The organism is Cryobacterium sp. Sr8 (assembly GCF_004403225.1).
In the GTDB taxonomy this organism is placed as follows: domain Bacteria; phylum Actinomycetota; class Actinomycetes; order Actinomycetales; family Microbacteriaceae; genus Cryobacterium; species Cryobacterium psychrotolerans.
This window is the reverse complement of the sequence record NZ_SOHO01000051.1, coordinates 18,745-30,130: the sequence shown is the minus strand read 5'-3', so window position 1 is coordinate 30,130 and position 11,386 is coordinate 18,745. Positions and strand designations below refer to the sequence as shown.

Genomic DNA, 11,386 nt, shown 5'->3' with positions numbered 1-11,386 from the left:
GAATCATGCCCAAGATGCGAGCCGTCGATGTCGCCGTCGCCATCCTCGAGCGCGAAGGCGCCACCCAGGCCTTCGGCCTGCCCGGGGCTGCGATCAACCCGTTCTACTCGGCCATGCGCGCCCACGGCGGGATCCGCCACGTGCTCGCTCGCCACGTCGAGGGCGCCGCGCACATGGCGGAGGGGTACACCCGCACCGCACCGGACAACATCGGCGTCTGCATCGGAACCTCCGGCCCGGCCGGCACCGACATGATCACCGGGCTCTACTCGGCCTGGGCCGACTCGATCCCGATCCTCTGCATCACCGGGCAGGCGCCCGTGAACCGCCTCCACAAGGAGGACTTCCAGGCCGTCGACATCGCGTCCATCGCGGCCCCGGTCACGAAGATGGCGGTCACCGTGATGGAGGCCGGCCAGGTGCCCGGCGTCTTCCAGAAGGCGTTCTACCTGATGCGCACCGGGCGCCCCGGCCCCGTGCTGATCGACCTCCCGATCGACGTGCAGCTGACCGAGATAGAGTTCGACATCGACACCTACCAGCCGCTCGAGGCGCCCAAGCCCGTCGCCTCCCGCGCCCAGCTGGCCAGGGCGCTGGACATGCTCGCCGCCGCAGAGCGCCCGCTGATCGTCGCCGGCGGCGGCATCATCAACGCGGATGCCTCGGCCGAGCTCGTCGAGCTCGCCGAGCTGCTGAACATCCCGGTGATCCCCACCCTGATGGGCTGGGGCGCCATCCCGGATGACCACCGGCTGATGGCCGGCATGGCCGGGCTGCAGACCTCGCACCGCTACGGCAACGCGACGATGCTCGAATCCGACTTCGTGATCGGCATCGGAAACCGCTGGGCCAACCGCCACACCGGGGGCCTCGACACGTACACGCAGGGCCGCACGTTCATCCACATCGACATCGAGCCGACCCAGATCGGGCGGGTCTTCTCCCCCGACTTCGGCATCGTCTCCGACGCCCGCGCCGCCCTGGCCGGGCTGGTCGAACTCGCCCGGGAGCGGAAGGCCGCCGGCCTCCTGCCGGACTGGGAAAGCTGGGTGGAGAGCTGCGCCGTGCGCAAGGCCACCCTGCAGCGCAAGACCCACTTCGACAACGTGCCGATGAAGCCGCAGCGCGTCTACGAGGAGATGAACAAGGCCTTCGGCCCGGACACCCGCTACGTGTCCACGATCGGGCTGTCCCAGATTGCCGGCGCGCAGTTCCTGCACGTGTACCGCCCGCGCCACTGGATCAACGCCGGCCAGGCCGGCCCGCTGGGCTGGACCATGCCGGCGGCGCTCGGCGTGGCCGTGGCCGATCCGGAGGCCACCGTCGTCGCGCTCTCGGGCGACTACGACTTCCAGTTCATGATCGAAGAGCTCGCCGTCGGCGCCCAGTTCAAGATCCCGTACATCCACGTCGTCGTGAACAACTCCTACCTGGGCCTGATCCGGCAGGCGCAGCGCGGGTTCAACATGGACTACGAGGTCTCCCTCGCCTTCGACAACGTCAATTCCCCCGAGCTGGAGGGCTACGGCGTCGACCACCTCAAGGTCGCTGAGGGCCTCGGCTGCAAGGCCATCCGGGTGCGCGAGGCCGGCGACATGCAGGGCGCCTTCGAGGAGGCGCGCGACCTCATGCTCGAGTTCAACGTGCCGGTCGTGGTGGAGGTCATCCTGGAAAAGGTCACCAACATCGCCATGGGCGCCGCGAACATCGACGCGGTCACCGAGTTCGAAGAGCTGGCTACCTGCGAGGCGGATGCTCCCACCTCGATCTCCCTGATGTCGATGATGGCCTAGGCATGCGCATCGTTGTCGCTCCCGATAAGTTCCGGGGCTCGCTGAGCGCACCGGATGTCGTCGCCTTCCTCGAAGCCGGCCTGCACTCGGTCGACCCGGGTCTCGAAATCGACCGGGCGCCGGTGGCGGACGGCGGCGAGGGAACCCTCGACGCCGCCGTCGGCTCCGGCTTCACCCCTCAGGTCGCCACCGTGACCGGGCCGACCGGACTGCCCCTGCAGGCGGCCTTCGCCGTGCGCGGCGAGGAGGCCGTGATCGAGATGGCCACGGCATCCGGGCTCGCCGCCCTGCCCGACGGCGTGCCGGATGCCCTCCGCGCGACCAGCCGCGGCACCGGCGAGCTCATCGCCGCCGCCCTGGCCCAGGGCTGCACCCACATCATCCTCGGCATCGGCGGCAGCGCCGGAACCGACGGCGGGGCCGGCCTGCTCTCCGGCCTCGGCGCCCGGCTGCTCGACGACGCCGGGGCCGTTCTGCCCGACGGCGGCGGCGCCCTGGCTCGCCTGGCGAAGGTCGACCTGTCCGGCCTCGACCCGCGCCTCGCCTCCGCGCGGATCACGCTCGCCAGCGACGTGGACAATCCCCTGCTCGGCGCGACGGGCGCCGCTGCCGTCTTCGCACCCCAGAAGGGCGCCGGGCCGGCCGACGTCGAGCTGCTGGAGTCGGCCCTGATGAACTACTCGCGCGTGCTGGCCGCCGAAATCGGCGCTGTCGCCCTGACCGCCACCGAGGCGCCCGGCTCCGGTGCCGCCGGCGGCGTCGGCTACGCCGTGCTGGCCGTGCTGGGCGGGGAACGCCGCGCGGGCATCGACGTTGTGCTCGAGTTCACCGGCATGCAGACGCGCGTAGCCGGGGCGACCCTGGTGATCACCGGCGAGGGATGCCTCGACCACCAGAGCCTCGGCGGCAAGGCCCCCGTCGGCGTGGCCCAGGCCGCGGCCCGGGCGGGCGTTCCCACCATCGCCGTCTGCGGTCAGTCCACGCTCACGCCGGAAGAACTCATCGACGCGGGGTTCGACCGCACCTATGCGCTCACCGATCTGGAACCGGACACGGATCGGTGCATGAGCGAACCCGGCCCCCTGCTCACCCGCATCGGCGCGCTCATCGCCACGAGGCTGGGCGACGACCGCTAGCTCGCCGCCGCCACACTTTTTCGCTCGAAACAAAGGAGTTTCCGTGACTACCACCCAAGATCTGCTCGGCACCACTCGGCCCAGCAGCGCACCGGCCGACACGCTCGCCGACGACGTGCTCGCATCGCTCCGCGCGGCCGTGGCCGACCCGGCCCGGGTGAAGACCCGCGCGCTGGACCTGCACGCCAACGCCCACGACGCCTCGCACTTCCTCCTGATTCCGCGCGCCGTCGTGGTCGCCCGCGACGCCGCCGAGGTGGGCCGGCTGCTGCAGGCCAGCGCGGCCCAGGGCATCCCGCTCACCTTCCGCTCCGGCGGCACCAGCCTGAGCGGCCAGGCCATCTCCGACGGCGTGCTGGTAGATGTGCGCCGCCACTTCAAGCAGATCGAGGTGCTCGACGGCGGGGCCCGCGTGCGGGTGCAGCCCGGCGTCATCGTGCGGGCCCTGAACGCCCGGCTGGCGAAGTACGGCCGCAAGTTCGGGCCGGACCCGGCCAGCGAATCGGCCGCCACGATCGGCGGCGTCGTGGCCAACAATTCCTCCGGCATGGCCTGCGGCACGGTGGACAACGCCTACCAGACGCTCGAATCGGTGACCGTCGTGCTCCCGAGCGGCACGGTCGTCGACACCGGGGCAGCGGATGCCGACGAGCGGCTGCGCGAGCGGGAGCCCGACCTCTACGAGGGGCTGCTGCGGCTCGCCAGGCGAACCCGCGAGAATCCGGCATCCGTCGCCACCATCAGGCAGCAGTACTCGATGAAGAACACCATGGGCTACGGGGTGAACTCCCTGCTGGACTACGAGCGGCCGGCGGACATCCTGGCGCACCTGATCGTGGGCAGCGAGGGCACGCTCGGGTTCGTGGCCGAGGCCGTCTTCCGCACGGTGCCCCGGCTGCCGCACGTGACGACCGCCCTGCTGATCTTCCCCGGCCTGGAGCCGGCCACCGCCGCGCTGCCGGCGCTGGTGGCGACCGGCGCGGCGACCCTCGAGCTGATGGACGCCCTGTCGCTGAAGGTCGGGCAATCGATGCCCGGCACGCCCGACATCGTGCGCGACCTGGTCGTCGAGGACCACGCGGCCCTGCTGGTGGAGTACCACGCCGAATCCCCCGAAAGCCTCGCCGAACTGCTGCGGACCGGGCTCGAGGTCGTCGACGGGCTGGGGCTCACCCTGCCGGCCGACTTCACGACCGACGCCGGCATCCGCGGCCAGCTGTGGCACCTGCGCAAGGGAATCATCCCCGCGGTGGGCGGCACGCGGCCGCAGGGCACCAACGCGCTGCTCGAGGACATCGCCGTGCCGGTGCCGGCGCTGGCGCGCACCTGCGTGGAACTCATGGGCCTCTTCGACAAGTACGAGTACCAGAACGGCATGATCTTCGGCCATGCCAAAGACGGCAACGTGCACTTCATGCTCATCGACGACTTCGCCAGCCCCGAGGGCACGGCCCGCTTCAGCGCGTTCACCGAGGACCTCGTCGAGCTGGTGCTCCGCGAGGGCGGCTCGCTCAAGGCCGAGCACGGCACCGGCCGGGTGATGGCGCCGTATGTGCGCCCGCAGTTCGGCGACGAACTCTACGACGTGATGTGCCGGATCAAGCTGCTCTTCGACCCGACCGGCATGCTCAACCCCGGCGTGCTCATCAACCCCGACCCCGAGGCGCACCTGAAAGACCTCAAGGCCGTGCCGGCGGTGGCCGCCGAAGTGGACCGCTGCACCGAGTGCGGCTGGTGCGAACCGGTCTGCCCGAGCCGGGACCTGACGCTGACCCCGCGGCAGCGGATCGTCAGCCTGCGCGCCATCGAACAGGCCAGGCAGGACGGAAACCTCGCCCTGGTCGCCGAAATGGAGAAGGACTACGAGTACGACGCCGTGCAGACCTGCGCCGTCGACGGCATGTGCCAGACCGCCTGCCCGGTGAACATCAACACCGGCAGCCTGGTCAAGAGGCTCCGCGAAGACGCAGCCGGACCGGTCGACAAGGGCATCTGGAACGTCGCGGCGAAGAACTGGGGCGCGGTCACGAGCGGCGCCGGCCTGGCGCTTCGCGTCGTGAAGCACGTGCCGGCCGGGGTCCTGGCCGGGCCCAACAAGCTGGCGCGCAAGGTGCTGGGCACGGATGCCGTGCCGCTGTACTCCGCGGAGCTCCCCGGCGGCGGCCCCAGGCGCAAGCGCCCGGCGCCGACCTCCGCGGCGCAGGCCGTGTACTTCCCCGCCTGCGTGCAGACCATGTTCGGGCCGGCCACCGACGCCACCCCCGGGGTTCAGCTCAGCTTCGAGCAGCTCTGCGAGCGTGCCGGAGTCACCCTGCTGGTTCCGCCGGAAATCGACGGGCTGTGCTGCGGCACCCCCTGGTCATCCAAGGGCCTGGTCGACGGGCAGGCAGCCATGCGTCAGAAGACCCTGGCCGCCCTGCACGCCGCCACCAACGACGGCGAACTGACCATCATCTGCGACGCCTCCTCGTGCACGGAGGGGCTGCGGCAGACCATCGAGAGCGACACGAGCGCCAACCGCCTGCGGGTCGTGGACGCGGTCGAGTTCGCGGCCACGAGCATCCTGCCGCAGTTGCCCGAGTACGAGAAGATCGAGTCGCTTGCGCTGCACCCGACGTGCTCCTCCACCCGGATGGGCATCAACGGCGCCCTCGACACCCTCGCCGCGGGCGTGGCCGAGAAGGTGCAGGTGCCGGAGAACTGGGGATGCTGCGGCTTCGCCGGCGACCGCGGCCTGCTGCACCCCGAACTCACCGAATCCGCCACCCGGGCCCAGGCGGCAGACGTCGTCGGCATGGACGCCACGGCGTTCGCCTCCTGCAACCGCACCTGCGAACTCGGGATGACCCGGGCCACGGGCAAGGACTACCGCCACGTGCTCGAACTGCTGGAGGAGGTGACCCGGCCCTCGCCCGACAAGGCGGCCCCCTCGAGTCACTAAGCGACTTTCCTCACCTTTTTGCGTTCCACACTCTCGAAAACAAAGGAGTTTTTGTGATTTCCACCGATGTGCCTTTCCAGCAGATCACCGACCCGATCCTCGGGTCCCTGGTCTTCTCGGCGATACTCGCCGCGCTACCCCTCATCCTTCTGTTCGTGCTCCTCGGCGTGTTCAAGGTGAAGGCGCCCAAGGCGGCACTGGCCAGCCTGCTGCTGTCCGTCGTGCTGGCCATCGTCGGCTGGCAGATGCCGATCGGCCAGACGCTCAGCGCCGCAGCGGCGGGGGCCGTCTACGGGCTGTTCCCGATCCTGTGGATCCTGGTGAACGCGCTCTGGATCTTCAAGCTGACCGTCGCGACGCCCTGGTTCGAGGTGCTCGGCCGCACCATCCGCTCGATCAGCAATGACCTGCGGATCCTCGCGATCCTGATCGCGTTCTCGTTCGGCGCGCTGCTCGAGGCCCTGGCCGGGTTCGGCGCACCGGTGGCCATCTCGGCCGCGATGCTCATGGCAGCGGGCATGAAGCCGCTGAAATCGGCCATGGTGTCGCTGCTGGCCAACACGGCCCCGGTTGCGTTCGGCGCGATGGCGGCACCCATCGTCGCCCTGAGCGGTGTGACGGGCCTGCCGATGCAGGACCTGTCCTCGATGGCCGGACGGCAGACCCCGTTCATCGCAGTGCTGGTTCCGCTCATCCTCGTCTTCATCGTCGACGGCAAGCGCGGCCTGAAGCAGACCTGGCCGGTGGCCCTCGTGGCCGGCGCAGTCTTCGGCCTGGCCCAGTTCGTCACCTCGAACTTCATCGCCGCCGAACTGACCGACGTCGTCGCCGCCGTCGCAACCGTGGCTGCCGTTCTGTTCATGCTGCGCTTCTGGCAGCCGGCCGAAGTCGTGAGCACGGACCACGCCGCGGATGCCGCCGAAACCGCGCTGCTCGCGGGGTCGGCCGGCGCAGGGCGCGGCGCCGCTGGTTCGTCCGCCGCATCCTCTGTCGGCTCGTCTTCTGGTTCTGGTTCTGGTTCTGGTTCTGGTTCTGGTTCCGGTTCTGGTTCTGGTTCCGGTTCTGGTTCCGGTTCTGGTTCCGCGGGCGTCGGTGCGACCGGAGGGGGCACGGCCACCGCGCTGCTCGACAACGAGCCGCCGGTCACGTCTCGCCCGCCGGCCCGTCAGGTGCTGACCTCGGTCGCGCCGTACCTGATCATCATGGTGATCTTCTCGATCGCGCAGATCCCGGCCATCAAGGCCTGGCTTGCCGTCGTCGGTAGTGTCACGTTCCAGTGGCCCGGCCTGAACGTCACCGACGCGGCCGGCAACGCGGTTGCCGCGCAGACGTTCAAGCTCGACCACATCAAGGCCACCGGAACCCTGCTGCTCTTCTCCGGCCTGGCCACGATGCTCTTCTACAAGGTTTCGGCACGTGAAGGCCTGCGCATCTACTGGGCCACCCTGGTGCAGCTGCGCTGGACGATCGTCACGGTCACCGCCGTGCTCGCGCTGTCGTTCGTGATGAACCTGTCCGGCCAGACCAACTCGCTGGGCGTCGCGCTCGCCACCACGGGCGGCTTCTTCGCCCTCATCTCCCCGCTGCTCGGCTGGATCGGTGTGGCCCTGACCGGGTCGGACACCTCGTCCAACTCGCTCTTCGGGCAGCTGCAGGTGACCGCCGCGGCAGAGACCGGCCTCTCGCCGGTGCTGATGGCCGCAGCCAACTCGTCGGCCGGGGTGCTGGGCAAGATGCTCTCGCTGCAGAACCTCGCCGTGGCCGCTGCCGCCGTCGGAATGGAAGGCGCCGAGAGCACCCTGTTCCGCAAGCTCATCGGCTGGAGCCTCGGACTGCTCGTGCTGGTCACGATCCTGATCGGCCTGCAGAGCACCCCGGTGCTCGGCTGGATGGTTCCCTAACCGGCTGTCCGGCCGCCGGCCACGTCGGCCAAGTCGGCGCGAGGGCCCCCATCGTACGCAAGATGGGGGCCCTCGCGCGATCCCGGCAGGGCGTTCGCGGCATCCGTTCGCGGCATCCGTTCGCGGCATCCGTTCGCGGCATCCGTTCGCGGCATCCGTTCGCGGCATCCGTTCGCGGCAGAGCGTTCGCGGCAGAGCGTTCGCTCCAGGGCGTTCGCACAGTCGGAGATTCTGCCGCTCTGGCGGTGACTCCCAGCCCAGACGCACCGCACGCCCCCGGGAGCAACGGATGCCGCCACAGCTGGGAGTTATCGCCACCCTGCCGCAACTTTTGCCGCAGATAGGCGCGACCAGACCGAGCCGCTCTTACGGCAGCAGCTTGAGCGACTCCCCCACCGCCTCGGCAGAGCGGTGCAGCAGCGCGACCTCCACGTCATCCATCGGCACGTCGACCACGCGCTCCACGCCCCGGGCACCCACGATCGAGGGAACGCTCAGGGCGATGCCGTCGATGCCGCGGTATCCGTGCAGCACGCTCGACACCGGCAGGATCGCGCGCTCGTTGCGCAGCACCGCCTCGACGATGCGGGCGCCGGAGAGCCCGATCGCGTAGTTCGTCGCACCCTTGCCGGCGATGATCTTGTAGGCGGCGTGCACGACATCGTCGGTCAGCGACTCCAGCCGCTCGCGGGGGAACAGCCGCGTGCCGGCCTCGTCGGTCCAGTCGCGCAGCGGCGTCTGGCCGATCGTCGCATCCGACCAGAGCGGGAACTCGCTGTCACCGTGCTCGCCGACGATGAGCGCGTGCACATTCTGGGACGCGATCCCGGCCGCCTCGGCAATCAGCCAGCGCAGCCGGGCCGAATCCAGCACGGTGCCGGAGGAGAAGACCCGGCCGGGCGGAAGATCGACGAGCCCCTCGGCGACCACCGTGAGCACGTCGCAGGGGTTGGTGACGAGCACGAACACGGCGTTCGGGGCGAGGGCGACGAGGCGCGGCATGAGCTGCTCGAGGATGCGCGCATTGGTCCCGGCGAGCGCCGGACGCGTCTGTCCCGGCTCCTGTTTGGCGCCCGCGGTGATGACCACGACATCCGAATCGGCGACGAGTTCGATGTCACTGCCGCCGCTGATTCGGGATGCCCCGGTGAACGGGGTCCCGTGCGCCAGGTCGAGCACCTCCGCCTCTGCTTTGGCCTGGTTCACGTCGTACAGCACCACCCGCTGGGCCGAGTTGCGGATCAGCGCGGCGTAGGCGAGGGAGGACCCCACGCTCCCGGCGCCGATGACGGACAGTTTGGTCTCGCGCACGAAGCTCATGGCTCCATTGTTGCGGCTGCTCCGGCCTCCGCACGAGCCTCCGTCCCGGATCTCGCGCCCGATCCCCCGACCCGGCGCCCGAGTCCCGGCCGCGCCCTGTGGCCAACTCAGGAGAATCGGGAGATTGCGGGGGCGGGCCCGCGGAATCACGCGGCCGCGGTCTGCGACATGACGGAATCTCCTGAGTTAGCCACAGTGCGCGGGGCCGACGACGGATGCCGGAGCCGATCTCGGCAGGCTCGATCTCCGGGTCGCGACAGGTGCCCTGTGGCCAACTCAGGAGAATCGGGAGATTGTGCGTTCGGGCCCGCGGAATCACGCGGCCGCGGTCGGCGACCCAACGGAATCTCCTGAGTTAGCCACCGGGCGGGGCGAGCACTCGGGCGGCGGGATCCCGACGGGCTCGATCACCGGGCCCTCGCCCAGCGCAATTGGGTAGTGTGAAGGGAATCCCACACGGTCCTGCCCGGGCCCCAACCGGAGGAGTTTCATGCCCATCACCGTTCAAGGCGTCATCGTTCGTTCGAAGGGTGCCCCGGTGGAACTCACCGACATCGTGATCCCCGACCCCGGACCCGGCGAGGTCGTCGTCGACATCGAGACCTGCGGCGTCTGCCACACCGACTTCCACTACAAGGAGGGCGGCATCGGCGACGACTTCCCCTACCTCCTCGGCCACGAGGCCGCCGGCCGGGTCAGCGTGCTCGGCGAGGGCGTCACCCACGTCGCCGTCGGCGACTTCGTCGTGCTCAACTGGCGCGCGGTCTGCGGCGACTGCCGCGCCTGCAAGCGCGCCGAGCCCTGGTACTGCTTCAACACCTTCAACGCGAGCCAGAAGATGACCCTCGCCGACGGCACCGAGCTCAGCCCGGCCCTCGGCATCGGCGCCTTCGCCGAGAAGACCCTCGTGCACGAGAAGCAGTGCACCAGGGTGGACGCGAGCGCCGACCCCGCAGCGGTCGGGCTCCTCGGCTGCGGCATCATGGCCGGCATCGGCGCGGCCATGAACACGGGCAACGTGAGCCACGGTGACTCGGTCGCCGTGATCGGATGCGGCGGCGTCGGCAACGCGGCGGTGGTCGGGTCGAAGCTGGCAGGGGCATCCGTCATCATCGCCATCGACCGCGACGCGAAGAAGCTGCACAAGGCCGAGCAGCTCGGCGCCACGCACACGATCGACTCGTCGGGCCTCGACGAGGCCGGCGTCGTCGCGGCCGTGCAGGCCCTGACCGGCGGTTTCGGCGCGGATGTCGTCATCGACGCGGTCGGACGTCCCGAGACCTGGCGCCAGGCGTTCTACGCCCGCGACCTCGCCGGCACGGTCGTGCTGGTCGGCGTGCCGACGCCCGAGATGATGCTCGAGATCCCGCTGCTCGACGTGTTCGGGCGCGGCGGCTCGCTCAAGTCGTCCTGGTACGGCGACTGCCTGCCCGAGCGCGACTTCCCGATGCTCACCGACCTGTATCTGCAGGGCCGGCTGCCGCTCGAGCAGTTCGTCAGCGAGCGCATCGGCATCGGCCACATCGAGGAGGCCTTCGAGAAGATGGCCCGCGGCGAGGTCTTGCGCTCCGTGGTGGTGCTCTGATGGGCGCGCGCATCGAGCACCTCGTCACGTCGGGGACCTTCAGCCTCGACGGCGGTACCTGGGCCGTCGACAACAACGTCTGGATCGTCGGCGACGATGCCGAGTGCGTCGTGATCGACGCCGCCCACGACGCCGACGCCATCCTCGCCGCCGTAGGTAGCCGCAAGCTGCTCGGCATCCTCTGCACGCACGCGCACGACGACCACATCGGCGCCGTGGGCGAGGTGCTGGCGGCGCGCGATGCCCCCGTTTTTCTGCACCCGCGCGACGCGATGCTGTGGGACTCGATGTACCCGGATGCCCCGCCGCACCCCCTCGCCGATGGCCAGCGGATCGCGGTGGCCGGCCTCGAGCTCGAGGTGCTGCACACCCCCGGCCACTCCCCCGGCGCGGTCTGCTTCTACGCGCCGGCGCTCGGCGCATCGGGCACGCTGTTCAGCGGCGACACGCTGTTCCACGGCGGCCCCGGCGCGACCGGCCGCTCGTTCAGCGACTTCCCGACGATCGTCGAGTCGATCACGAGCAAGCTGCTGACCCTTCCCGCCGAGACGGTCGTGCTCACGGGGCACGGCGAGTCAACGACGATCGGCAACGAGGCCGGGCACCTGGAGGAGTGGATCGCCCGCGGCCACTAGCGCCGGCCGGTTGTCCGGCAGGACGGGTAGGCCGGTTTTTTGCTGCGGGCTAAGATCCCCTGCCGGCGCCGCTCA

7 protein-coding genes are annotated in these 11,386 nt (G+C 70.1%); 6 read left to right on the top strand and 1 reads right to left on the bottom strand.

What is annotated here, in order from left to right; all coding sequences use genetic code 11:
• Positions 1–5 precede the first annotated feature (5 nt).
• The 4 genes from gcl (at position 6) to E3T54_RS10945 (ending at position 7,771) form a co-directional block, all read left to right on the top strand.
• Positions 6–1,793 carry a glyoxylate carboligase gene (gene gcl, locus E3T54_RS10960; protein ID WP_134475701.1) on the top strand — a complete coding sequence of 596 codons (1,788 nt, stop codon included), beginning with the start codon at positions 6–8 and terminating at the stop codon, positions 1,791–1,793.
• Positions 1,794–1,795: 2 nt separating this feature from the next.
• Positions 1,796–2,929, top strand: coding sequence for a glycerate kinase (locus E3T54_RS10955; protein WP_134475700.1), 1,134 nt, complete (start codon positions 1,796–1,798; stop codon positions 2,927–2,929).
• 115 nt (positions 2,930–3,044) lie between these two features.
• Positions 3,045–5,870, top strand: a complete 2,826-nt coding sequence (locus E3T54_RS10950; RefSeq protein WP_134475785.1) for an FAD-binding and (Fe-S)-binding domain-containing protein — start codon at positions 3,045–3,047, stop codon at positions 5,868–5,870.
• 53 nt (positions 5,871–5,923) lie between these two features.
• Positions 5,924–7,771 (top strand): L-lactate permease, encoded by a 1,848-nt coding sequence (locus E3T54_RS10945; RefSeq protein WP_370255427.1) that lies wholly within the window; start codon positions 5,924–5,926, stop codon positions 7,769–7,771.
• Positions 7,772–8,137: 366 nt separating this feature from the next.
• Here the strand turns inward: E3T54_RS10945 and E3T54_RS10940 are convergent, their stop codons facing one another.
• Positions 8,138–9,091, bottom strand: a complete 954-nt coding sequence (locus E3T54_RS10940; RefSeq protein WP_134475699.1) for an L-lactate dehydrogenase — start codon at positions 9,089–9,091, stop codon at positions 8,138–8,140.
• A gap of 490 nt (positions 9,092–9,581) precedes the next feature.
• On the opposite strand from E3T54_RS10940, the gene E3T54_RS10935 reads away from it, so the two are divergent.
• Positions 9,582–10,676 (top strand): S-(hydroxymethyl)mycothiol dehydrogenase, encoded by a 1,095-nt coding sequence (locus tag E3T54_RS10935; RefSeq protein WP_092321106.1) that lies wholly within the window; start codon positions 9,582–9,584, stop codon positions 10,674–10,676.
• On the top strand, positions 10,676–11,311 hold the full coding sequence (locus E3T54_RS10930) for an MBL fold metallo-hydrolase (protein ID WP_134475698.1): 636 nt from the start codon (positions 10,676–10,678) through the stop codon (positions 11,309–11,311). The genes E3T54_RS10935 and E3T54_RS10930 overlap by 1 nt, the downstream gene beginning before the upstream one ends.
• Positions 11,312–11,386: the final 75 nt, after the last annotated feature.